We start from the raw sequence: 24544 nt of genomic DNA, 5'->3' as shown, positions 1-24544 counted from the left end.
CGAACCCCTCGCCCTTCATTGCAATGGCCCGTGCGTGAACGCTATGCTGGAGGAGCTACGGACCGCAGCGGAACCAGGGAGACCCCGATGCCCGGAGGCAGGCTCACCCAGCAGGAACGACGGCAGATCGCGCTGGGACTGGCGGACAGCCTCTCCTACGCCGAGATCGCCCGGCGCCTGGACCGGCCGACGTCGACCGTCACCCGGGAGGTGATGCGCAACGGCGGCCCCACCGCCTACCGCGCCGACCTCGCCCACCGCGCCACCGAACGCCGTGCCCGGCGCAGCGGCCCCGCCGCCGTCCGCGAGCCGGACGCGGCTCCCCCGTCGCACGGGCGGGACACGGCGGCCGTGGCCGAGTACGAGGAGGAGTTCACCACCGTCCTCATGTCGTCGGGCCTGGCGAAGATGCCGGCGCGGGTGCTGGCCGCCCTGTACCTCGGTGACACCGGCAGTCTCACCGCGTCCGATCTGGTCCGGCAGCTCCGGGTGAGCCCGGCGTCGGTCTCCAAGGCGGTCGCCTACCTGGAGAGCCAGAGCCTCGTCCGCCGGGAACGCGACGGGCAGCGCCGGGACCGCTACGTCGTCGACGACGAGTTGTTCTATCAAGCGACGATCGCCAGTGCCCGCGCCAACGACCGGCTCGTGGCGACCGCGCGCCAGGGCGTCGCCGTCCTCGGCGCGGACTCCCCCGCCGCCGCCCGGCTGGAGAACGTGGCCCGGTTCCTCGACTTCATCAGCGAGAGCATCACCCGCGCCGCCGAACAGGCCCGCGAGGTCCTGCACACGCCGCGGCCCCCGGTCAGCTGACGGGCAGGCGCGGCACGCTGTCGAGGAGGCGACGGGTGTACGGGTGCGCGGGGGCGCCCAGGACCTGGGAGGTGGCGCCCTGTTCGACGACGCGGCCGCGTTCCAGGACGGCGGTGCGTTCGCACAGGGAGGCCACGACGGACAGATCGTGGGAGACCATCACGAGGGTGAGGCCCCGCTCCCGCTTCAGTTCGGCGAGCAGTTCGACCACCTTGACGCGGGTGGTGACGTCCAGGGCGCTGACGGGTTCGTCGGCGAGCAGGACGCGGGGTTCGCAGACGATGGCGCGGGCGATGGCGATGCGCTGGCGCTGGCCGCCGGAGAACTCGTGCGGGTACCGCTCGGCGGCATCGGCGGGCAGGCCGACGTGGACCAGGGCGGCGGCCACCTTCGGCGCGGCGCTCGCCCGGGAGTCCAGGCCCAGGGAGCGCAGCGGCTCGGCGACGATCGAGCCGACGCGGCGCCGCGGGTCGAGGGAGGAGTACGGGTCCTGGAAGACGCACTGGACGCTGCGCCGGAAGCGCCGCATCTGCTCCCGGTCCCGCGGGGAGAGCGGCGCGCCGTCGAAGCCGACCGTGCCGGCGGTGGGGCGGGCCAGGCCCAGCAGGAGACGGAGCAGGGTGGTCTTGCCGGCGCCGGACTCGCCGACCAGGGCGAGGCTCTCGCCGGGCGCCACGGCGAGGGAGACGCCGCTGACCACGTCGGTGCGGGCGCCCCGGTAGCGCGCGGCCACGTCGGTGAGTTCCAGCACGGGTGTCACGGCGCGCTCCTCAGGTCCAGGGCGGACTCCAGCGCGCGGGCGCTGGCGACCAGGTTCCGGGTGTACTCCTCGCGCGGGTCGCCCACGATGTCCCGTACCGCGCCCTGCTCGACCGCTCGGCCGTCCTTCATGACCAGGACGCGGTCGGTCACCTTGGCGACCACGGCGAGGTCGTGGCTGACGAACAGCACGGCCATCTCCCGCTCGCGGACGAGGGTGTCGATCAGGTCGATCATCTCGGCCTGCACGGAGACGTCCAGGGCGGTGGTGGGTTCGTCGGCGATGAGCAGGGCGGGCTCGCAGGCGAGGGCGGCGGCGAGGGCGACGCGCTGGCGCTGGCCGCCGGAGATCTCGTGCGGGAACGCCTTGGCGACACGGTCGGGTTCGGGCAGCCGGACCTGGGCGAGCGCCTCGTGGACGGCGTCGCGCAGCGCGCGTCCCCTCAGACCCGTACGGCGGCCCAGCGGGCCGGCGATCTGACGGCCGACGCGCATCAGCGGGTCGAGGGCGGTCAGCGGCTCCTGGAAGACGACGGCGGCGTCCCTGCCGCGCAGCGCCGCGAGGCGCTTCTCCGGGGCGCCGACGACCTGCGTCCCGGCGAGGACGGCGCTGCCGGTGACGGTCATGCCCTCGGGCAGCAGGCCGAGGAGCGCGAGGGTGGTGAGGGACTTGCCGGAGCCGGACTCGCCGATCAGGCCGAGGCGTTCGCCGCCCGCGACGGTGAAGGAGAGGTCGGTGACCAGGGGCCGTCCGTCGGCGGCGCGGACCGACAGTGCGGAGACGTCGAGCAGGGTCATGACCGCCTCCCGCGGGCAGCCGGGTCGAGGACGTCGCGCAGTCCGTCGGCGATCAGGTTGACGCCGATGACGAGGACGACGAGGAGGATGCCGGGGGCGAGGGCGCCGGCCGGTGCGGTGGTGAAGGTGGCCTGCGCCTCCTGGAGCATGCGGCCCCAGGACGCGTTGGGCGGCGGCGCGCCGAGACCGAGGTAGGAGAGCCCGGCCTCGGCGAGCACGGCGAGGCCGAACTGGAGGGCCAGGTTGACCACGAGAGTGGGCCAGATGTTCGGCAGGACGTGTGCGGCGACCGTACGCGGCCAGGACGTGCCGGAGGTGCGGGCGGCGGTGATGTAGTCCTGCGTCAGCACTCGCTTGACGAGGATGCGCACCAGGCGGGCGACGACCGCGCTCTGCGCCAGGCCGATGGCGAGGACCGCCGAGCCGAGGGTGGCCGAACGGGCGGCGACCACCAGCATCGCCAGGAGCAGCGTCGGGAAGGCGATGAGGATGTCGAGGAACGCCGAGAGGGTGTCGTCGAGCCAGCCCTGCGCGAAGGCGGCGAGGACGCCCAGCGTGACGCCGATCAGCGCGGCGACGGTGACGGAGCCGAGGCCCGCGCCGAAGGCGATCCGGGAGCCGGTCATCAGCTGGGTGAACAGGTCGCGGCCGAGCTTGTCGGTGCCGAGGAGATGTCCGTCGCCGGGTCCGGCGAGCCGTCCGCCGGAGGTGTCGTCGACTCCGTAGGGCAGCCACAGGTAGGACACCGCGGCGAGCAGCGCGACCAGGCCGGTGAGGACGAGGCCGACGGTGAGGGTGACGGAGGTCCGGCGGGTGCGGCGTCCGGCGCGGGGTTCGGCCGGGGCGGCGAGGAGGTCGGTGGGGGTGGTCATCGGGCCCCTCCCGAGAGGCGGCCGCGCAGTCGCGGGTCGACGATCCGCTGGACCAGGTCGGCGAGGAAGCCGATGACCAGCACGGCGAGGGTGGAGACGAACAGGACGCCCTGGATGACCGGGTAGTCGTGCTGGGCGATGCCGGTGGCCAGCAGCGAGCCGAGGCCGGGCAGCGCGAACACCGACTCGACGACGACCGCGCCGAGCAGTGTCGAGGCGAGTTCGATGCCGAGGATGGAGATCACCGGGACGGAGGCGTTGCGCAGGCCGTGGCGCCACATGGCGGCGCCGAAGCTCTCGCCGAGGGCGCGGGCGGTGCGCAGATAGTCGCTGCCGAGCACGTCGAGGGTGGCGGAGCGGACGTAGCGGATCAGGGACGCGCTCATGACGAGGGCGATGGTGACGACCGGCAGGACCAGCGAGCGGATCGCGTCGGCGGGTGCGGCCCAGCCGTCCTGCGGGAAGCCGCCGGAGGGCAGCCAGCCCGCGTTCAGCGCGAACACCGCGATGAGGATCATGCCGAGCCAGAAGACGGGGACGGCGATGCCGAGCTGGGAGACGCCGCTGAGCAGGGCGCCGTACCAGGTGCGGCGCTTGTGGGCGGCGACGAAGCCGGCGGGTACGGCGATCAGGACCGCGAGGACGAAGGCAGCCAGGGTGAGCGGCACGGTGACGTTCAGGCGGGCGGTGACCTCGGGGCCGACCGGCAGCGAGCTGACGAAGGACGTGCCGAGGTCGCCGGTGGCCAGCTGCCCGAGCCAGTGGGTGAACTGTTCGGGCAGCGGCCGGTCGGAGCCGATGGAGTGGCGGGCGGCCGCGATCTGCTCGTCGCTGGCGCCGACCGCGGTGAGGGCGTTGGCCGGGTCACCGGGCAGCATGCGCAGCAGGGCGAAGAGCACCACGCTCGCCAGGGCCAGGGACACCACCAGGAAGGCGAGCCGGCGCAGCAGATAGCGGGCCATCGGCCGCCTCAGCCCTTCTTCTTGATGTCGTAGGCGAAGAACTGCGAGTTCAGGCCGTTGAGCGGGTAGCCCGAGAGCTTGTTGTTCGCGACGACGATCTGCGGATACAGGTACAGCCAGTCGCTGGCCGCGTCCTCGGCGGTCTTGCGGTTGACCTTCTTCAGCAGCTCGGTCTGCTCGTCGGTGGTGTCGGCCTCCTCGGCCTGCTTCACCCACTCGGTGACCTGCTTGTCGTCGTAGCCCCAGTAGAAGTCGGGGTTGCCGTACCAGACGAGGTCGCGGTCGTTGACGTGTTCCTGGAGCGTCGCCTCGAAGTCGTGGTTCTTGTAGACCTTCGTGTACCACTCGTCGGGCGTGATCGTGTTGATCTTGACGGTGATGCCGACCTTGGCGAGTTCGGACTTGATGAACGTCGCGGCGGTGGGGTGCGGGTCGTAGTTGGGGGTGTCGAGGGTGAAGCTGAAGCCGTCCTCGTAACCGGCCTCGGCGAGGAGCTTCTTGGCCTTGGCGACGTCGTGGGCGCCCACGTCGGTGAGGTCCTCGTACCAGGGGTCGGTGGGCGGGACCATCGAGCCGATGAGCTTGCCGTAGCCGCCCCAGACGGACTCCAGGAGCTTCTTGTCGTCGATGGCGGCGGAGACGGCCTGGCGGACCTTCACGTCGGTGAAGGGCTTGGCCTTGTCGTTGAAGGCGAGCAGCAGCTTGGTGGTGGAGTCGCCGTCGTTGATCTTGTAGTTGCCGTTGCTCTTGATCTGCTCAAGGGCGTCCGGCGACTGCTCGCTGGTGACCACGTCGACGGCGCCCGTCAGCAGGGCGTTGTTCAGCGCGGTGGCGTCCTTGTAGTAGTGGAGGACGACCTGCTTGTTGGCGGCGGCGTCGCCCCAGTAGCCGGCGAAGCGGTTCAGGCTGAGGGCCGAGCCGCGGGTCCACTTGTTCAGGGTGTAGGGGCCGGTGCCGTCCTCGGAGGTCTTCAGCTCCTTCGCCTCGGAGTTGATGATCCAGACGTAGGAGAGGTTGTAGACGAAGGAGATCGACTTCTGCGACAGGGTGACCTTCACGGTCTTCTCGTCGGGGGTGGCGATGTCCTTGACGACCTCGAGGTTGCTCTTGCGGGCCGACTGGGAGTCGTCGGCGAGCACCTTCTCCAGGCTCCACTTGACGTCGGCGCTGGTCAGTTCCTTGCCGCTGTGGAACTTGACGCCGTCGCGGAGGGTGAAGGTGTACGTGAGCCCGTCGTCGCTGACCTTGTGGTCCTTGGCGAGGAGGTTCTCCACCTCGCCGTCGTCGGTGAGCTTGAACAGACCCTCGTAGACGTTGCCGTTGAGCGCCTCGGTGACGCCCTGGCCGCCGCCCGCGGTGTTGTCGAGGTTCTGCGGCTCGTAGAGCGAGCCGATGTTGACGGTCGCGTTCTTGTCCCAGGTGGAGCCGGAAGCACCGGAGCCGCCGCCGGAGCCGCCGCAGGCGGTGAGGGCGAGGGCGAGGACGGCCGTCGTGGTGATCGCGTACAGGGGTGCCTTGCGCAGGGACATGGTGGGTGCCTTCGGGCTGCGGGAGGGAGAGAAGAGGGGGAGACCGGGGCCGGTCAGTGCTGCTCGGCGAAGCCGTCGCGGAAGACCGGGCGCTTCTCACCGGCCCGGACGGCCAGGTGGAGGCGGTTCTGCCGCGGCGGCATCGGACAGTTGTACTGGTCGGAGAACCCGCAGGGCGGTACGAAGGCCCGGTTGAAGTCGAGGACCACCCGGTGCTCGTCGGCCGTGCGCTCGACGAAGAGGAAGCGGCCGGCGCCGTAGGTGGTGTCGCCGTTGGTGGGGTCGCCGAAGACGAGGAGCAGGGTGCCGTCGTCGTCGAAGGCGCTCAGCGTGTAGTCGCGGCCGTCGATCGTGAGGCTGATGTCACCGGGGACGACGAGGTCACGGGTGCCGCCGTTGTCGCGGATGTGCTCGAAGGGGACGCGGCGGGCGCCGGGAACCGGGGTGAAGGCCGCCTCCAGGACCCACGCGGGGTCGTACGGGAAGACCTCCACGTGGTCGAACGCCTCGATGGCGGGGGCGGCGGCGTCCCAGAAGCGCAGGCCGTGCTCGGGCTCGCCGGTGACCGGGTCGGTACGGCTGAGCGCGGTGACCGCCACTGTGCCGGGGAGCCCGGCCCGCGCCGCGTCCGCGTCGGGGCGCTCACCGGCGGGCAGCCAGCGGGTCTCCACGAGGGCGAGGTTGCCCATGGGCGCGGTGAGCGCCGTGCGGCGCCCGGCACACCACGCGCTCCACTCCTCCGCGGGGTCGACGGGAGGGGTGGCGCTGACGGGCTGGGACACGGCGGTACTCGTCATTCGGCTAGGAGGAAGGCCGTAGACGCGGAGCGTCAATAATTGGCCAAAGCAGATTCTTTATCAGCCATAAGGGCATCTAATGTCAAACCTGCGTTTCACCTGGTGAGACGGGTGTCCGCGGCGTCCGCCGGTCGGTCCGCCGGTCAGAGGAAGCGGCGGATGGGCTGCACGGCGGCCTCCCGGGCCCGCTGGAGCGGCGAGCGTCTCTCCCAGCGCCCCGGCCGCATCAGCCTGGCGGCGGCGATGTCGGCGTCGAAGTGGTCGTCCAGGGTCGCGGTGAACTCCTCGTCCAGCACCGCGAGCATGACCTCCTCGTCATGGTCCAGGGAGCGCCGGTTCAGGTTGGTCGACCCGACGAGAGCGGCCGCGCGGTCCACGGTGATGACCTTCGCGTGCATCATCGTCGGCTGGTACTGGTAGATCTTCACCCCGCAGCCGAGAAGGTCCTCGTAGTGGTGCTGGCCGGCCAGCTGGCAGACCCGCTTGTCGGTGTGCGGGCCGGGGAGCAGCAGCTCCACCTCCACGCCGCGCCGCGCGGCGGCGCACAACAGTTCGACGAAATAGGCGTCGGGCGAGAAGTAGGCAGTGGCCAGCCGGAGGCGTTCCTCGGCGGACTCGATCACCACCCGGATCAGGGTCTGCATGTCCTGCCAGCCGAAGCTGGCCGAGCCGCGCACGACCTGCACCACCGCGTCGCCCTGCGGCTCGTGGCCGGTGAACCGGTCGCGGTCGTCGAAGAGCTCGTCGTGGCACTCCGCCCAGTTCTGCGCGAAGGCCGCGGCGATGCCGTCCACCGCCGGTCCGCGCACCTGAACGTGGGTGTCCCGCCACTCGCCGGGGTTGCGCGCGTCGCCACACCACTCCTCGGCGATGCCCACGCCGCCGGTGAAGGCGGTCTGCTCGTCCACGACCAGCACCTTGCGGTGGCAGCGGTGGTTCTGCTTGAGCGGCGACAGGTACAGCGGCTTGCGGAACCAGGCCACCTGTACGCCGGCCCGGCCCATCTCGGTCAGCAGGTCCTTGTCGATCAGGCGGCTGCCGAAGCCGTCGAGCAGCAGCCGCACCCGGACGCCCGCGTCGGCCCGTTCCGCCAGCGCGTGCGCGAACTCCCGGGCGATCTCGCCCTTCCAGTACACGAACGTCATCATGTCGATCGTGTGCTCGGCGGAGCGGATGCTGTCGAGCATCGCCGGGAAGATCTCGTCGCCGTTGCGGAGCGGGACCAGGGCGTTTCCCTCGGTGGCGGCGACGCCGATCAGCCGCTCCAGGCGGCGCCGGAGCCGCAGAGCCCGCTCGCCGGCGGTACCGGCCCGAGCGGTGGCCCGCGCGGCGGACCGCTCAGTGTCCTGTGCCGTTTCCTGTGCCGGGATCTGCTCGGTGGTCATGCTTCTCCTTCAGCCGCGGGCACCGGGCAGAAGCAGGCGGTGACCGACTTTCCGTACGGGCAGGGGCGGGCCTCCCAGTCGTCGGCCAGCGCGTCCACCAGGAGCAGGCCGCGCCCGCCGGGACGGTCGTGGCTGAACTCCCGCGGCTCGGGCAGGCCGGAGTCGTCGTCGTGCACCGTGATGTGCAGACACTGACTGTCCCAGGCCATGACGAGCCGCGCGGTGGAGCGGGCGTGGACGTGCGCGTTGGTGACGAGTTCGGAGACGGCCAGCAGCACGTCGTCCACCGTCTGCGGGGCGCTGCGGGTCCAGCCGAGCGTCTCCAGATGCTCCCGCGCCCAGTCGCGCGCCGCCTTCGGACCGGTGTCCGTGGGGAGCGAACGCGCCCAGCCCACCGCCCGCACCGATGATTCGTCCACTGCCGTCCCTCCCTGGTGGTTCCTTGCACCGTCGCCGCTCCCCCGCGGCGGGCGCGCCGCTCAGTCCTGGGCCAGCATGCCCTCGCGCAGGCGGGCCAGGAGGCGCGAGATCAGCCGGGACACGTGCATCTGGGAGACGCCGAGGCGCTCGCCGATCTCCTTCTGGGTGAGTTCGTCGACGAACCGCCAGTGGATGATCCGCCGCTCCCGCTCGCCGAGTTCGGCGATCATCGGGGCGAGGGCGTGGAACTCCTCGACCAGCGCGAGGGCCGCGTCCTCGGTGCCGATGAAGTCCGCCAGGGCGGCCTCGCCGTCCTCGCTGCTGTTGATCGCCGCGTCCAGGGAGGCGGAGTTGTAGCCGTTGGAGGCGACGCGGGCCTCGACGACCTCGTGCTCCGGCAGGCTCATCAGCTCCGCCAGTTCCTTGGTCGTCGGGGTGCGGCCCAGCCGGCTGCGCAGCTCCTCGGTGGCGCGGGCCAGTTGGACGCGGGCCTCCTGGAGCCGCCGGGGGACGTGCACCGCCCAGGAGGTGTCCCGGAAGAAGCGCTTCATCTCGCCGGTGATGTACGGCACCGCGAAGGAGGTGAACTCCACCTCGCGGGAGAGCTCGAACCGGTCGATCGCCTTGATCAGGCCGATCATGCCGACCTGGACGATGTCCTCCATCTCCTCCGGCCCGCGGCTGCGGAACCGGCCGGCCGCGAAGCGGACCAGCGACATGTTCATCTCGATGAGGGTGTTGCGCGCGTACTGGTGCTCGGGCGTGCCCTCCTCCAGCGTCGCGAGCTGATCGAAGAAGAGCTTCGACAGCTCCCGCGCGTCCTTGGGTGCCACCTTCGACGGGTCCGTTATGTCCGGCATCGCCCGGGTGTCCGAAGCGGCCCGCACGGTCGTCGTCATGATCTCTGCTCCCTGTGATCTCGCCCCGGTGGCGATCGGCCGGTGGCCGACGGAGCAGCGATTACCCCGTGCCGCGCTCCCCATGCCTACGGAAAGCGGAGCACCGCCGCCGCTGTGCCGGACATCACCAGCCCGGCCGCCAGGAGCAGGCCCTGCGGCAGCAGCAGTCCGGCGACGAGCACCGGGAGGGAGAGGACGAGGACCGCCCAGGTCGCGCCGCGCCGGGCGGGTGAGAGCGGCGGACCGCCGGGGAGCTGTGCCATGGCGCCTGACCTCCCGTCCGTACGACGTCCCGTTCCGTGGCTCCAGCCTCCCGCTCGCGACGGTGCCGCCGCCATCGGGAAGAGGGCCCATTTCCGCGGGATTCCGGAGCCCACCCCGCGTCAGGCCACCGGCGCGGGGACCGTCCTGAAGCGGTGGCGGTACTCGCTCGGCGTGGTGTCCAGGCGTCTGCGGAACGCCCGGACGAGGGTGTCGACGGTGCCGAAGCCGCAGGCGGCCGCGGTGCGTTCGAGGGTGGCGTCGGTGGTCTCCAGGCGGTGGCGGGCCCGTTCGACGCGCACCGACTCGATGTAGGCGTGCGGGGTCGTGCCGAGTTCGTTCTTGAAGATGCGGGTGAGCTGCCGTTCGCTGACGTGGGCCTGCTCGGCGAGGCGCCTTACGGTGAGCGGTTCGGCGAGGTGACGCAGGATGTAGTGGCGGAGGTCCTCCACGCGGCGGGTGGCGTCGACCTGTTCCAGGGGGACGCTGAACTGGCTCTGGCCGCCCGGCCGTTTGAGGTACATCACCAGCTGGCGGGCGACTCGCAGCGCGACGGCCTCGCCGAGGTCGTCGGCGACGAGGGCGAGCGACAGGTCGAGGCAGGCGCTGATGCCGGCCCCGGTCCACACGTTGCCCGAGCGGACGAAGATCGGGTCGGCGTCGACCTCCACGGCGGTGTGCTCGGCGGCGAGCTGCCGGGCCGTCGACCAGTGCGTGGTGGCGCGCTTGCCGTCGAGCAGCCCGCAGGCGGCGAGGACGTGGGCGCCGACGCAGACGGAGGCGACCCGCCGGGCCCGGGGCGCGAGCCGCCGTACCCGCTCCACCACGGCCGGGTCGACGACCGCGCGCACCCGGCGCTCGGCGTCGACCTCGACGGCGCCGGGCACGAGGAGCGTGTCGACGCGGCGCGCCGCCATGTCGTCGAAGGTGGCGTCGGGCAGGACGCGGACCCCGGCGGCGGTGACGACGGGGTCCGTCGTCTCGGCGACGAGGACGACGTCGTACCCGGCCGCCTCCTCGGTCTCCCGGCGGGCGAGGGAGAACACCTCCGGTGGTCCCGTGACGTCGAGGAGGTCGACCCCGTCGAAGAGGACGATGGCGATCAGGCGTTGCTCGGTGTCCACTTGGTCCCCCTGGCCGGTCACGTGGCGATGTCGGTTTCTGCAGGGTAGACGACATTGCCGACACACGGGTGGGGCCATAGCGTCGTGGGCGGGCCGCAGGAGCGGCCCGCCCACGACCCACCTCACACCGACAGGGGCACCTCCATGTCCAGTACGACGCTGCGCCGGCTGAACGGTTTCGACGACACCCCCGCGAAGCTCGCCGACTCGACCCTGGTCCTCGTGGACTACCAGAACACCTACACGACGGGCGTGCTGGAGCTGGACGGCTGGGAGCCGGCCCTCGACGCCGCCGCCCGCCTGCTGGAGCGGGCCCGCCGGGCGGGCACCCCGGTCATCCACGTGATCCACGACGGGGGCACGGGATCGCCCTACGACCTCGACGCCGAGGTCGGGCGGCCGCACCCCCTGGTCGCGCCGGCCGACGGGGAGCCCGTGGTCGTCAAGCGGGCCCCGGACTCCTTCCACGGCACGGAGCTGGGCCGTCTCGTCGACGAGGCGGGCAGGAGCGATCTGGTCGTCGCCGGTTTCATGACGCACATGTGCGTGGCGTTCACCGCGCAGGGGGCGTTCCTGCGGGGCAACCGGCCCACGGTCGTGGCCGAGGCGTGCGCCACCCGCCCGCTGGCCGCCGGGGACACGGAACTGACCGCCCGGCAGCTCCACCTCGGCGCGCTCGCCACCATCGGCGACCTGTACGGGGTCGTGGTCGCCACGCAGGACGACCTCGACCGGTAGCGGGGTCCGTGTCCGGGACGCCCGGTCGCCGAATCGGCGCGACCGCCGTACGCCTTACCGCCGCCACGAGGAGCGGTCGTCCGCCACGCGCGCGAGCGGCCCGCCGCCGGGCCCGGCCCTGCCGCACGGCCAGGGCCGCGTCGCGCTCCGGCCGTGGACACGGACTGCGCCGGACGCGCCAGCCAGCTCCGACGCCTCCGGCACATCTGATGCGCCCGATGCGCCCGTCACGCCCGTCGCGCCCGGCACCCTTGTGCCATGTCGTCGGGGCGGTCGTCCGGGCATGATCTGTCGCGGGTCGGAGAAGAATCGCGGGAGCGATGAGGAGCCGCGGGCGGACGACGGCCGCGGCGGCGGGAAGGACAGGACTGCGGGCATGACGACACACCCCGACGCCGAACGGTGGCTCCGGCGCTTCCACCCCTCCCCCGACGCGGCGGCACGGCTGGTGTGCTTCCCGCACGCGGGCGGGTCGGCCGCGTACTACCACTGGCTCTCCCGGCTGCTGCACCCGCGGGTGGAGGTCCTCGCCGTGCAGTACCCGGGACGCCAGGAGCGGCGGGCGGAGCCGCAGTTGACCGACATCGACACTCTCGCCGCAGCCGTCGCCGACGTACTGGCACCCCGGTGGGACGGCGAGCGGCCCGCCTTCTTCGGGCACAGCATGGGTGCGGTGGTCGCGTTCGAGGCGGCCCTGCTGCTGCGGGAGCGGACCGGTACGGAACCGTCCGCGCTCTTCGTCTCGGGACGGCGCGCGCCCTCCGCCGTCCACGAGGGACGGCTGCACCTCGCCGACGACGCGGAACTGCTGGCGGAGATGGTCCGGCAGGGCGGCACCCCGGCGGCGGTGCTCGACGAGCCGGAACTGGTGGAGATGATCCTGCCGACGCTGCGCGGCGACTACCGGGCCATCGAGACCTACCGCCACCGGCCGGGCCGCGCCGCGCTCAAGGCGCCGGTCACGGTGCTGGTCGGCGCGGACGACCCGAAGGTCACCGTGGCCGGGGCGGAAGGCTGGCGGAAGCACACCGACGGCCCCACGGAGGTGCTGGCGTTCAGCGGCGGCCACTTCTTCCTCGGCGACCACCAGGACCGGATCGGTGAGCTGATCCGGTCCCGGCTGCTGCCGGAGGCGGCCCCGGAACCGGGACGGCCCTGACGGCCTTCCGCGCACGCGCCCGGTCCGCCGCGGCCATCGGCCGCGGAAACGGTCACCGCGCGCGGGGGCACTCTCAGTGCAGGTCCGGGCCTGACCCGCGGCCGTCCGGTGACGCGGCCGCCAGGGCCGCCTCCAGGTCCCGGGCGAGGCTCTCGCCGTCGCCCGGCAGCCGCACCTCCACGTGGCCGTCGGCGATGCGGGTCTCGAAGGCGGGCTGCGGGGCGGTGGCCGGACCGCGTACGTTCCAGCCGTCGGAGAGCCGGAAGACGCTGCCGTGCCACGGACAGGTGACGCAGCCGTCGGCCACCGCGCCGTCGGCCAGCGGTCCGGAGAGGTGGCTGCACCGTTCGGCCAGCGCGTGGACGGTGCCCCCGGTCTCGCGCACGACCAGCACCGGCACGTCGTCCACGACGCGCCGCACCGGCTGCCCTGCGGGGAAGTCGGCGACGGCACCGACCCGGTGCCAGCCCTCCGTGACGAGGTGCGACACCTCCTCCGCGTGGTTGGCGCCGGCCGCCTGGCGGTAGGCCATGTGCCCGCCCAGCATGCCGCCCAGCCCGACCGCGGTCAGCCCGAGGAAGCCGTACGCCCGCCCGGACCCGGTCCGGCCCTGGAGGCGGCGGACGAGGGAGACGCCGTAGAGGCCGACGGCCGTGACGTTGGCCAGGGCGTGGACCAGTCCGACGCGCTTCTGCTCCTCGTGCAGCTCCGCCCAGTCGACGGCGCCCGACGCGGCGGCGGGCGCGGCGGCGGCCAGCCCGACGCCGACCAGCAGCGTCGCCTCCCGCGAGCGGCCCCGCCGCAGGTCCAGCACGGCGGCGGACATCCAGCAGCCGATCGGCAGTTGCACGGACATCGGGTGCAGCGGGTGTCCCAGCCACCGGCCGTGCAGCAGGTCCCGGGCGGACCCCAGCGGCAGCGCCTGCACGCCTCTGCCCAGCGCGTTGACGACCGCGTCCGCCCTGGAATCACGTTCCAGCGCGTCCAGCAGCCGAAGGATTCGGTTCTGCCGCATCAGCCGGCGGCCTGGCTTCATGCTCATGCGCGCTGAGTCCCCCGCACGGCGGCACGGAAACGGACGCGGGGCGGCGCCGCGTAATCTGATCTTCGTAGGCGAGTGACGACGGGTCCGTACGGGCCGGAGCGGGCGGGAGTCGGTGGAGATGAACGGCAGGCCACTGCGGAAGCTGGGGTTCCTCACGATCGGGCTGTTCGACGAGGACGACCCGGCCCGCGGGCACGAGTCCACCCTGCGCGTGATCGAGCTGGGCGAGCGCCTCGGCTACGACAGCGCGTGGGTCCGCCACCGCCATCTCCAGTACGGCATCGCCTCACCGGTAGCGGTCCTCGCCGCCGCCACCCAGCGCACCGACCGGATCGAGCTGGGGACGGCCGTGACCCCGCTGGGCTGGGAGAACCCGCTGCGGCTCGCGGAGGACTGGGCGACGGTCGACCTCCTGTCCGGCGGGCGCCTCAACCCCGGGGTGAGCACCGGCCCCCCGATGCACTACGAGCGGGTCCGGGACGCCCTGTACCCCGACACCGCCGACAGCGAGGAGTTCGGCTACGAGCGGGTGCGGCGCCTGCTCGGGCACGTCTCCGGCGAGCCCGCCACGGGGTTCCGCGGCACGGAGGGCATCGAGGTCTTCTCCGACCGGGTGCAGCCGCACAGCCCCGGGCTGCGCGCCCGTATGTGGTACGGCGGCGGCAGCCTGCGCTCGGCCCGCTGGGCCGGGGAGAACCGGATGAACCTGCTCACCAGCAGCGTGGTCAAGGCCGAGGAGTCCACGGACTTCGCCGCCGTCCAGCTCTCCCACATCCGCGCCTTCCGCGCCGCCCACCCCGACGGGGAGGCGGCCCGGGTCTCCCAGGGTCTCGTGGTGATCCCCACCGACTCCGCCGGCGCCGCGCAGCGCGCCAAGTACGAGGAGTACGCGGCGAAGAGACTCCCCAGGACCGCGGAGCCGCAGGGGCCGGCCCGGCTGCTGTTCGCCCCGGATCTGGTGGGCACCTCGGAGCAGATCGCGGAGCGGCTGCGGGAGCACGCCGCGTTCCGGGAGGTCGAGGAGGTCGCGTTCGCGCTGCCCTTCACCTTCGACGAGGAGGACTACGAGCAGATCCTCACCGACATCGCCGAACGGCTGGGCCCCGCGCTGGGCTGGAAGGCACCCGCCCGGCCCGAGTGACGGCCACGGCCTCCCGCGCCGCGGCCGGCGTGCCCCCATGGACGCGGACCGCCCGGAGCACATGGCGCACGGCTTCACCTCGGTGGACGCGCAGGCCGACCCCGGCGTGTCGGCGTCGCTCCTAAACCGGCTGAGCGCGGAGCCGTTCCACGCCGCCTGCAAGCGGCGGCTGCGGGAGTCGCTGCGGGCGGTGCCCGGCACGTCGTTCCTGGAGGCCGTCGTCGCGGACGCGCACCGGCTGCCGTTCGGGCCGGACCGGTTCGGCGGCGCCTGGGCGGACCGGGTCGTGCAGCACGTCGCCGATCCCGGCCGGGTCCTGGACGAACTGGTCCGGGTGGTCCGCCCCGGCGGCCGCGTCGCGCCGGCCCGCCGGGCTGCTCACCGACCGCGGGCCGACCGGCGTCTCGGGGGTGGAGGCCCGGACCCTCGTGGTGCGCGACGCGTCGGCGGTCGACAACGTCATGGACCTGCGCACCTGGGCGAGTCGGCGCGGAGGGGCCGGTTCACCTGCGCCGTCACATACTTCCTGGCGGCCGGCGCGCTGCCCGGCCCGGACCGCCCAGGCGTCGGCGAGGCTCGGGCGCGCGGAGGGCCGGCGGCGGGTCGAAGCCGTGATCTTCCGCCGTGATCTTCCCTTGCGTAGAGTCCCGTCCGGGGGGGGCGGGACCACGCGCCGCTCCCGGTCGCACGACACCGATGCCACGGGGGCAGAAAATTGAGTACTCGCACACAGCCGACGTTCGTACTGGTCCACGGAGCCTTCGCGAACTCCTTCTCGTTCGCGCCGCTCCAGGCCGAACTGGGTCTCCTCGGGCACCGTTCGGCCGCCGTCGACCTGCCGGGCCACGGCTTCGGCGCGACCTACTCGCGGGCCTACCAGGCGCCGCAGGACCTCGAAGGACTCGCCGCCGCGCCCGGCGCGATCAAGGGGGTCACCCTCGCCGACAACGCCGCGCACCTGATCGGCGTCCTGGAACGGGCCAAGGCCAACGGTCCGGTGGTCCTCGTCTCGCACAGCCGCGGCGGGGTCACGGCCACCGCCGCGGCCAACGCGCGCCCGGACCTGATCGACCGCATCGTCTACGTCTCCGCCTGGTGCCCGGTCGCGCTCGATGTCGGCGCCTACTACGCCGAGCCGGAGATGGCCTCGGTGGACAGCGCCTCCCTGGTCCTGGCGGCGGCCGGTGACCCGGCCGCCCTCGGGCTGCTCCGGGTCAACTTCCGCACCGCCGACCCCCGGGCCCTCGACGCGTTCAGGACGGCCTTCCTCGCCGACGGCACCGACGAGGAGTTCCTGACCTTCCTCAACACCTTCCAGCCCGACGAGAACCTGGACGCCGGCACCTCCGCCGACCGGGCGCGGGCCGACACGTGGGGCCGGATCCCGAAGACGTACGTGCGCCTGGCCGACGACATGAGCATGCCCCTGGCGCTCCAGGACCGCCTCATCAGGGAGGGCGACGCGCTGACCCCGGACAACCCCTACGACGTACGCACGCTGCCCGGCAGCCACCTCAAGTGGCTGGTCGACCCGGCACCGGCGGCCCGGCTCCTCGGGGAGCTGGCCGCCGGGCTCGGCTGACGCACGCCCCCTCAGGGGAGCAGGTCCGCCGGGCGGGTCGCGGTGTGCAGCAGGTACTCCAGCGGGCCGCGGCGGAAGCGGCGGGTCCACAGGACGGCCGACAGCATCGCGGTGGCGCCGAACGCGGCGAGCGCGACCAGCGCGGGACCCGTCTCCGCCGCCGTGCCGAGGACGCTCAGGGCAAGGATGTGGGCGACGTAGGCGGTCAGGGCGATCGTGCCGACGGCGGTGACGGGCGTGGCCAGGCGGGTGAGGCGGGGCATCCGGTGCGCGACCGTCAGGCAGGCGGCCACGGTGAGGAGCGCGACGCCCGTGCTGCCGAGGACGGAGAAGGTCGTCTGGCTGTGCGGCGCGGCGACCAGCAGCCAGGCGTCCGGGGCGCCGTCGACGAGATCGCCCACGCCGTCGGACCACCAGGCGGAGGACGGTGCGCCGCCGTCGGTGGCGGCGGCCACGGCGGCGTGCGCGCCGGGAACCAGGCGCATGGCCAGCCAGGACCCGCCGTGGCCGAGGACGGCGAGCGCGGCGCCGGTCAGGGCGAGCCGGGCGCGGACGCCCGGCCGGGTGAGGTCGAGGCGGGCCAGCGCCATGCCCGCGACCATGAACGGCATCCAGGTGAGCACGGGGTACTCGCCGGTGAAGAGCAGTTCGAGGACGCCGTCCGTGCCGCTGAGCCGGGCCAGGGGGTCGCTCGCGATGACGGCGTTGGCCCACTCGCCCTCCTCGATCGTCCGCCGGACGGCGAGGAGGAGCGGGGGCATGGCGAGCGCCCCGGCGGCGGCGACGGCCGCGAGCGCGCCGGCCCCCAGGCGGTGCAGCGGGAGGACCATCAGGAAGAGCACGCCGTAGCAGGCGAGGATCACGTCGACGTCGGTGTCCAGGGCGGTGAGCGCGAAGCCGAGGGGGATCAGGACGAGCGCGCGGATCACGACCCGGCCGGCGGCCCGTCGTCCGGCGCGTCCGGCACGGGGGTGCGGGCGGCCGGTGAGGATCACCAGCGAGAACCCCGCCAGCAGGGCGAAGAGGGCGGAGGAACGGCCGCGGGCCAGCTCCAGGACGAAGCCGAGCGGGCCGCCGACGGTGGGGTCGGGGCCGACGTGCGCGGCGTACATGCCGAGGACGGCGAGGCCCCGCGCCAGGTCGACGCCGACGAGCCGGGCGGGGGCCGGGGCGCGGGGGCCGGGAGCGGGACGGCTCGTCGGCGGGGCCGTGGCGGGGGCGGGTGTCGGGGCCGGGGTCGTGTCCGGTGTCATGTGCTCCAGCGTCGGCGCCACGGCCGCGGCCGGCCATCGACCGGACAGCCGGGACCGGTCCGCCGGGGGACCGGAGCGGCCCCCGCCGGGTGGCGGGCCGGGCGGGGGAACCCGGTGGCGGCCGTGCGCGTCGTAGAGGTCCGAGGTGGTCCGGCGACGACGGGCGGGACACAGGTGATCCGGGTACTGGTGGTCGACGACGAGGCCCTGGTCCGTACGGGGTTCACGCACATCCTGGACTCCGCGGAGGGCATCGAGGTCGTCGGGGCGGTGCCGGGCGGGCGGGCGGTGGCCGCCGTGCGGGAGTCGTCCCCGGACGTGGTGCTGCTGGACATCCGGATGCCGGACGTCGACGGGCTCACCGTCCTCGCCGCGCTGCGGCGGCTGCCGCGGCCGCCGGTGGTGGGGATGCTGACGACGTTCGACATGGACGAGTACGTGGAGACCGCGCTGCGGTCGGGGGCCGCCGGGTTCCTGCTGAAGGACACCGACCCCGAGCTTCTGCCGCATCTCGTACGGTCGTTGGCGGACGGCGGGGTCGTGCTGTCGTCGAAGGTGACCCGGGCGGTGGTGGGCGACTACCTGGACCGGCGGCCCGGGGAGGCGGCGGTGCGGGCCGTCGAGCGGCTGACCGGCCGTGAGCGCGACGTCCTGGTCCATCTGGCGCAGGGGCTGTCCAACGCGGGCATCGGCGACCGCATGCACCTGAGCACCAGCACGATCAAGGACCACGTCAGCGCGCTCCTCGCCAAACTGCGGGTCGGCAGCCGGGTGCAGGCGGCCCTGATCGCCGACCGCGCCGGGCTGCTCGCCCCGCCGCGCGGCGGGAGGAGGCGGGGCGGATGAAGGCGCGGCTGCCGCTGACCGCGTCGGTCACGGACACGGCGGTGATCGTCGCCTCGATGCTGGACGTGTGCGTCCACGTCGACTTCGAGGACCGTACGCCGGTGGTGTGCGCGCTGCTGGCCGTGGTCGTCCTGCCGTTCCGGCGCCGGCTTCCGCTGCCGACGTTCCTGCTGGCCCTGCCCGCCACCCTCGTCACGGACGCCGTGTTCGCCACCCTGGCCGCCCTGTACACGCTGGCGTCCCTGACCCGGCGCCGGTCGCTGCTGGCCGCCTGTGCCCTGGCCTACGCGGCGTGCGACATCACCGCGTGGTCGTGGCCCGAGCCTCGGTTCGCGGATCTGTCGGACCCGTTCGACCTGGTCATGGTCACGTACAGTCTGGCGACGGCCGCCGCGCCGGTGTTCCTCGAGCAGTTGGTGCAGGCGCGGCGCGAGCTGGCGCTGCGGCTGTCGGAGATCTCCGTGGTCCGGGAGAGCGGGCGGCAGCTGCGGGCGCAGAACGTGCTGGCCAGGGAACGCGCGCAGCTCGCCCGGGAGATGCACGACGTCGTCTCGCACCAGGTCAGTCTCATCGCCGTCCGGGCGGGCGCCCTCCAGGTGGCCGGGCGGGACGCGGAGACCAGACAGGCGGGGGCGACGATCCGGCTGCTGAGCGTGGAGACCCTGGACGAGCTACGGCACATGGTGGGTGTCCTGCGCGCCTCGGGCGGCAGACCCTCGGAGCTGACGCCCCAGCCGTCGCTGGCGGAGCTTCCCCGGCTCGTCGAGGGCAGCGGGATCGACGCCGAGCTGCGGACCGACCTGCCCGCGAACCTGCCGCCCAATGTGCAGCGCACGGTCTACCGCACGGTGCAGGAGGCGCTGACCAACGTACGCAAGCACGCGCCCGGCACCACGGCGGCCATCAGCGTCGGTGTCGTGGACGGCACGGTACGGGTCACGGTCACCAACTCGGCGCCGGACCAGCCCGCCCTGCCGCTGCCCGGCGCCCACCACGGCCTGGTCGGCCTCCGTCAGCGCGCCGAACTCCTCGGCGGGCACGTCGGGTCGGGCCCCACCCCGGACGGCGGCTGGCGGCTGACCCTCGACCTCCCGGCCGCCGGGGGGACGGCCTGACCGCGACGGGCCGCGGGCGTGCCGGCGGCCGTCAGGCCGTTCCCCGGGCCGCCGCCCGGAACTCCAGTGGTGTGCGGCCGTCGTGGCGGCGGAAGAACGTACCGAAGTCGCTGGGGTCGGTGAAGCCCAGCCGGCGGGCCACGTCGGCGGCGGTGGCGTCGGTGTGGACCAGCAGGCGTTTGGCCTCCAGCACGATGCGGGCGTCGAGGTAGGCCTTGGCGGTCGTCCCGGTGGCGGCGTGGACGGCGCGGGTGAGGGTGCGGACGCTGTAGCCGAGGGCGGCGGCGTGGTCGGCGACGCGGTGGGTGCGGGCGAAGTCGCGTTCCACCGCCGCCCGGTAGCGGGCGAACGGGCCGTCGTCGGGGCCCCGCTCCCCCGTCGCGGCCCCCGGCACGGCGTGGGCGAGGCGCAGCAGCAGGAGCGAGAGCAGCATCCGCAGCGCCCTGTTGTGCGCCTCCAGCGGCATCGCGCCGAGGTCGGCGTACTCGGTGACGAGGTGGGCGCGGGCGAGGTCCACCAGCGGGGCGCGCGGGCCGGCCGGGAGGAGCGGTCCTGCGGTGTCCGGCGGGTCGTCGGGGACGAAGCCGGGCCGCCAGATCACGATGACGCCGTCCGCGAGTTCCCAGGGCCCCTCGGGTCCGGCCCCGTACTGGTGGACCTGTCCGGGGCGGACCCACAGCCAGCCGCCCGGCGGGACGTCGTACCGGGTGAAGTCCACGGTGTGGGGCAGCGGCGCCGAGCCGGGGCGGACGTGGATGAGGTGGTGGAAGTCCGGGCGCTGCGGGCCGGAGAGGTCGATGCCGCGGCGCAGGCCTCGGGCCCGCAGCTCGGCGAAGTCGACCACGTCCATCCCGATGGGCGCGGTGAGCGCCGGGCGGTACGCCACGTCGGTGATGGTGGCCGTCGGGTTGTGTCCGATATTCCCCATGGTGTGTCCCCAGCGTACCGCGCCGGCCTCCCAGCTGCTCCTAGCGTGAGAGGGAACCACCAGAACGATGACCGAAAAGAAACAGGTGTGCCGTGCGGGTGACCGTGGCGATGACAGGGGCCACCGGCGCTCCCTTCGGGGTCCGGCTGCTGGAGCGGCTCGCCGCGCTGCCGGACGTCGAGACCCACTTCGTCGCGAGCCGCTGGGCACGGGCCACCGTGGAGCTGGAGACCGGCCGCACGATGCGGGAGGTGGCCGCGCTGGCCGACGTGGCGCACCCGCCGGACGACCAGGGCGCGACGATCTCCTCCGGGTCGTTCCGCACCGACGGGATGGTCGTCGTGCCGTGTTCCATGAAGACCCTGGCCGGTATCCGCGCCGGGTACGCGGACGGGCTCGTCGGCCGGGCCGCGGACGTCACGCTGAAGGAGCGCCGGCCGCTGGTGCTGGTCCCCCGCGAGACGCCGCTCAGCGAGATCCACCTGGAGAACATGCTGGCCCTCGCCCGCATGGGCGCCCGCATAGTCCCGCCGATGCCCGCCTTCTACAACCGGCCGGAGTCGGTCGACGACATCGTGGAGCACATCGTCTCCCGCGTCCTCGACCAGCTGGACCTGCCGGCGGCGGGCGCCCGTCGCTGGGACGGCCTGCGCGCCGCCCGCCTCGACGGCCCGCCCCGGGCGTCCTGACCCCACCGGGCCCCGCACCGCCTCCCACCGTCCCGCACCACCTCGCACCACCTCGCACCTCAAGGAGACGATCCCCCATGCCGTACGACGATCTGCGCGCGTTCCTCGACACGCTGGAGAAGGAGGGACAGCTGCTGCGGATCCCCGACGAGGTCCTGCCCGAGCCCGACATCGCGGCGGCGGCCAACGCCGCGGGCCGTATCGGCGACGGCGCGCCGGCCCTCTGGTTCGACCGGGTCAAGGGGTTCACCGACGCCCGGATCGCGATGAACGTGCACGGCTCCTGGCGCAACCACGCCCTCGCGCTCGGCCTGCCGAAGGAGACCTCGCCGCGGGAGCAGGTCGAGGAGTTCGCCCGCCGCTGGGACGCCTTTCCCGTCGCCCCCGAGCGCCGCGCCGACGCACCCTGGCAGGAGAACACCCTCACCGGTGACGACGTCGACCTCTTCGAGGTGCTGCCGCTGTTCCGGCTCAACGACGGCGACGGCGGCTTCTATCTCGACAAGGCCGCCGTGGTCTCCCGGGACCCGGCCGACCCGGACCACTTCGGCAAGCAGAACCTCGGCACGTACCGCATGGAGGTCATCGGCCGCGACCGGCTCGCGCTGCAACCGGTGCCGGTGCACGACATCGCGCAGCACCTGCGCACCGCCGAGGAGCGCGGCGAGGACCTGCCCGTCGCGATCACTCTCGGCAACGACCCGGTGATCCCGATCGTCGCCGGCATGCCGCTCCGTTACGACCAGTCCGAGTACGAGATGGCGGGCGCCCTGCGCGGCGCCCCCATGCCGATCGCCACCGCCCCGCACACCGGTCTTGACGTCCCCTGGGGCGCCGAGGTCGTCATCGAGGGTGTCATCGAGTCCCGGGTCCGGCAGATCGAGGGGCCGTTCGGCGAGTTCACCGGCCACTACTCCGGCGGCCGGCGCATGCCGGTCATCCGCGTCGAGCGGATCTCGTACCGCACCCGGCCCGTCTTCGAGTCCCTCTACCTCGGCATGCCGTGGACCGAGTGCGACTACCTGGTGGGCCCCAACACCAGCGTGCCGCTGCTGAAGCAGTTGCGCGCGGAGTTCCCCGAGGTGCGTGCCGTGAACGCGATGTACACACACGGCCTGCTGGTGATCATCTCCACCGCCAAGCGGTACGGCGGGTTCGCCAAGGCGGTCGGGATGCGCGCCATGACCACGCCGCACGGCCTGGGCTACGTCTCGCAGGTCATCCTGGTCGACGAGGACGTGGACCCGTTCGACCTGCCGCAGGTGATGTGGGCGCAGTCCGCGAAGGTGAACCCGCGCGAGGACGTCCTGGTCCTGCCGAACCTCTCGGTGGTGGAGCTGGCGCCCGCCTCCGCGCCGGCCGGTGTCACCAGCAAGATGATCATCGATGCGACGACGCCGGTCGCCCCCGACGTACGCGGCAACTTCGGTACGCCCGTCAAGGACCTGCCGGAGACCGCCGAGTGGGCCGCGCGGCTGCGCACTCTGCTGGCCTCCCGCTGATCTCCCCGCTCACGTCTTACGTCCACGGAAAGGACTCCGCAGCTCATGACCACCCACTCCGCGCCGGCCGGCCACGACGTCTGCCCGCGCTGCACCGACGGTGCGGTCCGTACCGTCGCCCACTCCCCCGTGCCCGGCGTCTGGCAGGTCCTCCAGTGCCCGCGCTGCCTCTACATGTGGCGCACCACCGAACCCGCCCGCCGCACCAGCCCCGCGGCCTACCCGGAGCGGTTCCGGATGACCGCCGAGGACATCGAGAACGCCCTGGAGGTGCCGGCGGTCCCGCCGCTCGCCACCGGGGCCCAAAGCGTGTAGCCCCCCCCCGACGCCCCCGACGCCCCGGCGGGTCAGGAAGTGTCAGCGGAGGGCCGCAGGCCACGCAGGCGCCCGTCGAGTTCGCTCTGATAGAAGTCGATGAAGCCGTCGGGGTCGGGGCCCGCGTTCTGCATGACCAGCCGGTCGAACCCGGCGTCGACGTAGCTCTGGGCGGCCGACACGTAGCGCTCGGGGTCGGGGCCGCAGGCGAACTTCTCGAGGACGTCCTCCAGGCGGACGGTGGTCGTGGCCGCGTCGAAGTTGACCGGGTTGGGGAGTTCGCTCATCACCTTCCAGCCGGTGAGCGCCCACCGCGAGGTGCGCAGCGCCTCCCGCGCGGCGCTCGTCTCGTCCTCGGCCCAGGCCATGGGCACCTCCGCGTACCCGGGTCCTGAGCCGCCGTGGGTCCGGTAGTGCCGCACGATCGACGCCTTGTCCTCGGTGGCGAAGAGCCCGTTGCCCAGTTCCGCGGCGATGCGCGCGGAGTCGGGGCCGCTGGCGGCGACGGCGATCAGCGGGGACTCCGCGGGCAGGTCGAAGACCCGGGCGTCGGCGAGCCGCAGGTGCTTGCCCTCGTAGGAGCGGTAGCCGCCGCGCCACAGCAGGCGGATGATCTCCAGAGCCTCGCGGAGCAGCTCGTGCCGCTCCCGGACGGTGTCGGGGAAGCCGCGGCCGACGACGTGTTCGTTGAGGCGTTCGCCGGAGCCGACCCCGAGGACGAAGCGGCCGCCGGATACCAGGGCGAGGGTCGCCGCGGCCTGCGCGACGATCGCCGGGTGGTAGCGGATCGTCGGGCAGGTCACGCCGGTCACCAGCCCGATGCGTTCGGTCCTGGCGGCGATCGCGCCGAGCACCGTCCAGGTGAAGGAGGAGTGGCCCTGGAGGTCGAGCCAGGGGTGGAAGTGGTCGCTCATCTCCACGAAGTCGAAGCCCGCCGCCTCGGCGCGGACCGCCTGCCGGATCAGTTCTTCGGGACCGAATGCCTCGGAGGCCAGTTTGTAGCCGATTTCCATGGTCCGACCCTGGCACCCGGCGTGGCCGACACCGGGGGACGGCACCGGCGGGGCCGTCCGGCTCCATCCGATTGCCCGAACGCGGGACCCGGCGGGGCGGGTGGTCAGGCCGTCGGCAGCATCGCGGCGGCGACCAGGACGAGCAGGGCGACGTAGGCCCAGGAGTGGGCGCGGTCGGGGATGCGGGGCGGGCGCCGCCGCAGCACCGCGATCACCGGCAGCGCCCCGAGCAGCAGCGCCGCGGCCGCGCCGGTGTCGACGAGGCCCACCAGGTGGGCGTGGGCGCCGGAGAGGGCGGCGGGTCCGGCACCTGCCAGCGAGACGGCGGCGGCCGGGAGGGCGATGGCGAAGGTGAGGGGATTGGCCAGCGAGGCGGCCACCCCCATGGTGTGCCCGGCCCGCCGCATCGCGGGGACGGTCATGACGCTGCCGCCCACGCCGAGGAAGGCGGCGACCGCGCCGATCGGCGCACCGAGGACCGGCGGCAGCGGCCGGGGCCCGTCCGGCCCGGTCCCGGGCTGTCCGGCCGGGCGCAGGAAACCGGGCCGCAGCAGCAGGTCGACGACGGTGAGGGCGACGTAGGCGACGAACGCCCGGGGGGC

Annotated in this window: 27 protein-coding genes; 11 read left to right on the top strand and 16 right to left on the bottom strand. The window is 73.4% G+C overall.

Translation table 11 applies throughout. From position 1 onward, the window contains the following. Window positions 1-87: 87 nt before the first annotated feature. Window positions 88-810 carry a GbsR/MarR family transcriptional regulator gene (locus tag UW392_RS32110; RefSeq protein WP_320778691.1) on the top strand — a complete coding sequence of 241 codons (723 nt, stop codon included), beginning with the start codon at window positions 88-90 and terminating at the stop codon, window positions 808-810. On the opposite strand, the gene UW392_RS32105 is transcribed toward UW392_RS32110, so the two are convergent. The 11 genes from UW392_RS32105 to UW392_RS32055 form a co-directional block, all read right to left on the bottom strand. Then, window positions 803-1570 carry an ABC transporter ATP-binding protein gene (locus UW392_RS32105; RefSeq protein WP_320778690.1) on the bottom strand — a complete coding sequence of 256 codons (768 nt, stop codon included), beginning with the start codon at window positions 1568-1570 and terminating at the stop codon, window positions 803-805. The genes UW392_RS32110 and UW392_RS32105 overlap by 8 nt on opposite strands. Next, window positions 1567-2367 (bottom strand): ABC transporter ATP-binding protein, encoded by an 801-nt coding sequence (locus UW392_RS32100; protein ID WP_320778689.1) that lies wholly within the window; start codon window positions 2365-2367, stop codon window positions 1567-1569. Before UW392_RS32100 ends, UW392_RS32105 begins: the two co-directional genes overlap by 4 nt. Then, window positions 2364-3239, bottom strand: coding sequence for an ABC transporter permease (locus tag UW392_RS32095; RefSeq protein ID WP_320778688.1), 876 nt, complete (start codon window positions 3237-3239; stop codon window positions 2364-2366). Before UW392_RS32095 ends, UW392_RS32100 begins: the two co-directional genes overlap by 4 nt. Continuing rightward, window positions 3236-4201, bottom strand: coding sequence for an ABC transporter permease (locus UW392_RS32090; RefSeq protein WP_320778687.1), 966 nt, complete (start codon window positions 4199-4201; stop codon window positions 3236-3238). Before UW392_RS32090 ends, UW392_RS32095 begins: the two co-directional genes overlap by 4 nt. A gap of 8 nt (window positions 4202-4209) precedes the next feature. Beyond that, window positions 4210-5730, bottom strand: coding sequence for an ABC transporter substrate-binding protein (locus tag UW392_RS32085; RefSeq protein ID WP_320778686.1), 1521 nt, complete (start codon window positions 5728-5730; stop codon window positions 4210-4212). Window positions 5731-5783: 53 nt separating this feature from the next. Next, window positions 5784-6527, bottom strand: a complete 744-nt coding sequence (locus tag UW392_RS32080) for a DUF1684 domain-containing protein (protein ID WP_320778685.1) — start codon at window positions 6525-6527, stop codon at window positions 5784-5786. Window positions 6528-6670: 143 nt separating this feature from the next. Continuing rightward, on the bottom strand, window positions 6671-7912 hold the full coding sequence (locus tag UW392_RS32075) for a phospholipase D-like domain-containing protein (RefSeq protein ID WP_320778684.1): 1242 nt from the start codon (window positions 7910-7912) through the stop codon (window positions 6671-6673). Beyond that, complete coding sequence (locus UW392_RS32070; protein ID WP_320778683.1) at window positions 7909-8331, bottom strand: ATP-binding protein; 423 nt, start codon at window positions 8329-8331, stop codon at window positions 7909-7911. The genes UW392_RS32075 and UW392_RS32070 overlap by 4 nt, the downstream gene beginning before the upstream one ends. Window positions 8332-8391: 60 nt before the next feature. Continuing rightward, window positions 8392-9231 carry an RNA polymerase sigma factor SigF gene (locus tag UW392_RS32065; protein WP_320778682.1) on the bottom strand — a complete coding sequence of 280 codons (840 nt, stop codon included), beginning with the start codon at window positions 9229-9231 and terminating at the stop codon, window positions 8392-8394. An 86-nt stretch (window positions 9232-9317) separates the two neighbouring features. Then, the gene (locus UW392_RS32060) at window positions 9318-9494 is read right to left on the bottom strand and encodes a hypothetical protein (RefSeq protein WP_320778681.1); all 177 of its coding nucleotides are present in this window, start codon (window positions 9492-9494) and stop codon (window positions 9318-9320) included. Window positions 9495-9614: 120 nt separating this feature from the next. Then, window positions 9615-10616, bottom strand: coding sequence for a GlxA family transcriptional regulator (locus UW392_RS32055; RefSeq protein ID WP_320778680.1), 1002 nt, complete (start codon window positions 10614-10616; stop codon window positions 9615-9617). A gap of 144 nt (window positions 10617-10760) precedes the next feature. Between UW392_RS32055 and UW392_RS32050 the strand changes: the two genes are divergently transcribed. Next, window positions 10761-11354, top strand: a complete 594-nt coding sequence (locus UW392_RS32050) for a cysteine hydrolase family protein (RefSeq protein WP_320778679.1) — start codon at window positions 10761-10763, stop codon at window positions 11352-11354. A gap of 376 nt (window positions 11355-11730) precedes the next feature. Then, window positions 11731-12513, top strand: coding sequence for a thioesterase II family protein (locus tag UW392_RS32045; protein WP_320778678.1), 783 nt, complete (start codon window positions 11731-11733; stop codon window positions 12511-12513). Between the two features lie 73 nt (window positions 12514-12586). Here the strand turns inward: UW392_RS32045 and UW392_RS32040 are convergent, their stop codons facing one another. Further along, complete coding sequence (locus UW392_RS32040; protein WP_320778677.1) at window positions 12587-13555, bottom strand: Rieske (2Fe-2S) protein; 969 nt, start codon at window positions 13553-13555, stop codon at window positions 12587-12589. A 121-nt stretch (window positions 13556-13676) separates the two neighbouring features. On the opposite strand from UW392_RS32040, the gene UW392_RS32035 reads away from it, so the two are divergent. The 3 genes from UW392_RS32035 (at window position 13677) to UW392_RS32025 (ending at window position 16281) form a co-directional block, all read left to right on the top strand. Then, on the top strand, window positions 13677-14699 hold the full coding sequence (locus tag UW392_RS32035) for an LLM class flavin-dependent oxidoreductase (RefSeq protein WP_320778676.1): 1023 nt from the start codon (window positions 13677-13679) through the stop codon (window positions 14697-14699). Window positions 14700-14736: 37 nt separating this feature from the next. Next, on the top strand, window positions 14737-15327 hold the full coding sequence (locus UW392_RS32030; RefSeq protein ID WP_320778675.1) for a methyltransferase domain-containing protein: 591 nt from the start codon (window positions 14737-14739) through the stop codon (window positions 15325-15327). Window positions 15328-15414: 87 nt separating this feature from the next. Then, the gene (locus tag UW392_RS32025) at window positions 15415-16281 is read left to right on the top strand and encodes an alpha/beta hydrolase (protein WP_320778674.1); all 867 of its coding nucleotides are present in this window, start codon (window positions 15415-15417) and stop codon (window positions 16279-16281) included. An 11-nt stretch (window positions 16282-16292) separates the two neighbouring features. Here UW392_RS32025 and UW392_RS32020 read toward each other — a convergent pair whose 3' ends face one another. Beyond that, the gene (locus UW392_RS32020) at window positions 16293-17534 is read right to left on the bottom strand and encodes a DUF418 domain-containing protein (protein WP_320778673.1); all 1242 of its coding nucleotides are present in this window, start codon (window positions 17532-17534) and stop codon (window positions 16293-16295) included. Between the two features lie 174 nt (window positions 17535-17708). Here UW392_RS32020 and UW392_RS32015 point away from each other — a divergent pair, with 174 nt between their 5' ends. Next, window positions 17709-18380, top strand: coding sequence for a response regulator transcription factor (locus UW392_RS32015; protein WP_320778703.1), 672 nt, complete (start codon window positions 17709-17711; stop codon window positions 18378-18380). Continuing rightward, on the top strand, window positions 18377-19495 hold the full coding sequence (locus tag UW392_RS32010; protein WP_320778672.1) for a sensor histidine kinase: 1119 nt from the start codon (window positions 18377-18379) through the stop codon (window positions 19493-19495). The genes UW392_RS32015 and UW392_RS32010 overlap by 4 nt, the downstream gene beginning before the upstream one ends. Before the next feature lie 31 nt (window positions 19496-19526). Here UW392_RS32010 and UW392_RS32005 read toward each other — a convergent pair whose 3' ends face one another. Continuing rightward, on the bottom strand, window positions 19527-20423 hold the full coding sequence (locus tag UW392_RS32005; RefSeq protein WP_320778671.1) for a helix-turn-helix transcriptional regulator: 897 nt from the start codon (window positions 20421-20423) through the stop codon (window positions 19527-19529). A gap of 92 nt (window positions 20424-20515) precedes the next feature. On the opposite strand from UW392_RS32005, the gene UW392_RS32000 reads away from it, so the two are divergent. The 3 genes from UW392_RS32000 to UW392_RS31990 all read left to right on the top strand — a co-directional run bounded on the left by UW392_RS32000 (window position 20516) and on the right by UW392_RS31990 (window position 22929). Beyond that, window positions 20516-21112, top strand: a complete 597-nt coding sequence (locus UW392_RS32000; RefSeq protein ID WP_320778670.1) for a non-oxidative hydroxyarylic acid decarboxylases subunit B — start codon at window positions 20516-20518, stop codon at window positions 21110-21112. A 77-nt stretch (window positions 21113-21189) separates the two neighbouring features. Further along, window positions 21190-22614, top strand: coding sequence for a non-oxidative hydroxyarylic acid decarboxylases subunit C (locus tag UW392_RS31995; RefSeq protein WP_320778669.1), 1425 nt, complete (start codon window positions 21190-21192; stop codon window positions 22612-22614). A 45-nt stretch (window positions 22615-22659) separates the two neighbouring features. After that, window positions 22660-22929 carry a non-oxidative hydroxyarylic acid decarboxylases subunit D gene (locus tag UW392_RS31990; RefSeq protein WP_320778668.1) on the top strand — a complete coding sequence of 90 codons (270 nt, stop codon included), beginning with the start codon at window positions 22660-22662 and terminating at the stop codon, window positions 22927-22929. Between the two features lie 32 nt (window positions 22930-22961). Here UW392_RS31990 and UW392_RS31985 read toward each other — a convergent pair whose 3' ends face one another. After that, complete coding sequence (locus UW392_RS31985; RefSeq protein ID WP_320778667.1) at window positions 22962-23942, bottom strand: TIGR03557 family F420-dependent LLM class oxidoreductase; 981 nt, start codon at window positions 23940-23942, stop codon at window positions 22962-22964. Window positions 23943-24046: 104 nt separating this feature from the next. Continuing rightward, a partial coding sequence (locus tag UW392_RS31980) for a TSUP family transporter (RefSeq protein WP_320778666.1) occupies window positions 24047-24544 on the bottom strand: 498 nt, incomplete at its 5' end.

This window comes from Streptomyces sp. CRN 30 (genome assembly GCF_034105845.1).
The sequence above is the reverse complement of the archived record's forward strand: the minus strand, read 5'-3'. Positions and strand labels throughout refer to the sequence as shown.

Coding starts and splice junctions, on each gene's coding strand:
- UW392_RS32110 (WP_320778691.1), top strand. CDS start 88: ATGCCCGGAGGCAGGCTCACCCAGCAGGAACGACGGCAGATCGCGCTG.
- UW392_RS32100 (WP_320778689.1), bottom strand. CDS start 2,367: ATGACCCTGCTCGACGTCTCCGCACTGTCGGTCCGCGCCGCCGACGGA.
- UW392_RS32095 (WP_320778688.1), bottom strand. CDS start 3,239: ATGACCACCCCCACCGACCTCCTCGCCGCCCCGGCCGAACCCCGCGCC.
- UW392_RS32090 (WP_320778687.1), bottom strand. CDS start 4,201: ATGGCCCGCTATCTGCTGCGCCGGCTCGCCTTCCTGGTGGTGTCCCTG.
- UW392_RS32085 (WP_320778686.1), bottom strand. CDS start 5,730: ATGTCCCTGCGCAAGGCACCCCTGTACGCGATCACCACGACGGCCGTC.
- UW392_RS32080 (WP_320778685.1), bottom strand. CDS start 6,527: ATGACGAGTACCGCCGTGTCCCAGCCCGTCAGCGCCACCCCTCCCGTC.
- UW392_RS32075 (WP_320778684.1), bottom strand. CDS start 7,912: ATGACCACCGAGCAGATCCCGGCACAGGAAACGGCACAGGACACTGAG.
- UW392_RS32065 (WP_320778682.1), bottom strand. CDS start 9,231: ATGACGACGACCGTGCGGGCCGCTTCGGACACCCGGGCGATGCCGGAC.
- UW392_RS32060 (WP_320778681.1), bottom strand. CDS start 9,494: ATGGCACAGCTCCCCGGCGGTCCGCCGCTCTCACCCGCCCGGCGCGGC.
- UW392_RS32050 (WP_320778679.1), top strand. CDS start 10,761: ATGTCCAGTACGACGCTGCGCCGGCTGAACGGTTTCGACGACACCCCC.
- UW392_RS32045 (WP_320778678.1), top strand. CDS start 11,731: ATGACGACACACCCCGACGCCGAACGGTGGCTCCGGCGCTTCCACCCC.
- UW392_RS32040 (WP_320778677.1), bottom strand. CDS start 13,555: ATGAGCATGAAGCCAGGCCGCCGGCTGATGCGGCAGAACCGAATCCTT.
- UW392_RS32035 (WP_320778676.1), top strand. CDS start 13,677: ATGAACGGCAGGCCACTGCGGAAGCTGGGGTTCCTCACGATCGGGCTG.
- UW392_RS32030 (WP_320778675.1), top strand. CDS start 14,737: ATGGACGCGGACCGCCCGGAGCACATGGCGCACGGCTTCACCTCGGTG.
- UW392_RS32020 (WP_320778673.1), bottom strand. CDS start 17,534: ATGACACCGGACACGACCCCGGCCCCGACACCCGCCCCCGCCACGGCC.
- UW392_RS32010 (WP_320778672.1), top strand. CDS start 18,377: ATGAAGGCGCGGCTGCCGCTGACCGCGTCGGTCACGGACACGGCGGTG.
- UW392_RS32005 (WP_320778671.1), bottom strand. CDS start 20,423: ATGGGGAATATCGGACACAACCCGACGGCCACCATCACCGACGTGGCG.
- UW392_RS31995 (WP_320778669.1), top strand. CDS start 21,190: ATGCCGTACGACGATCTGCGCGCGTTCCTCGACACGCTGGAGAAGGAG.
- UW392_RS31990 (WP_320778668.1), top strand. CDS start 22,660: ATGACCACCCACTCCGCGCCGGCCGGCCACGACGTCTGCCCGCGCTGC.
- UW392_RS31985 (WP_320778667.1), bottom strand. CDS start 23,942: ATGGAAATCGGCTACAAACTGGCCTCCGAGGCATTCGGTCCCGAAGAA.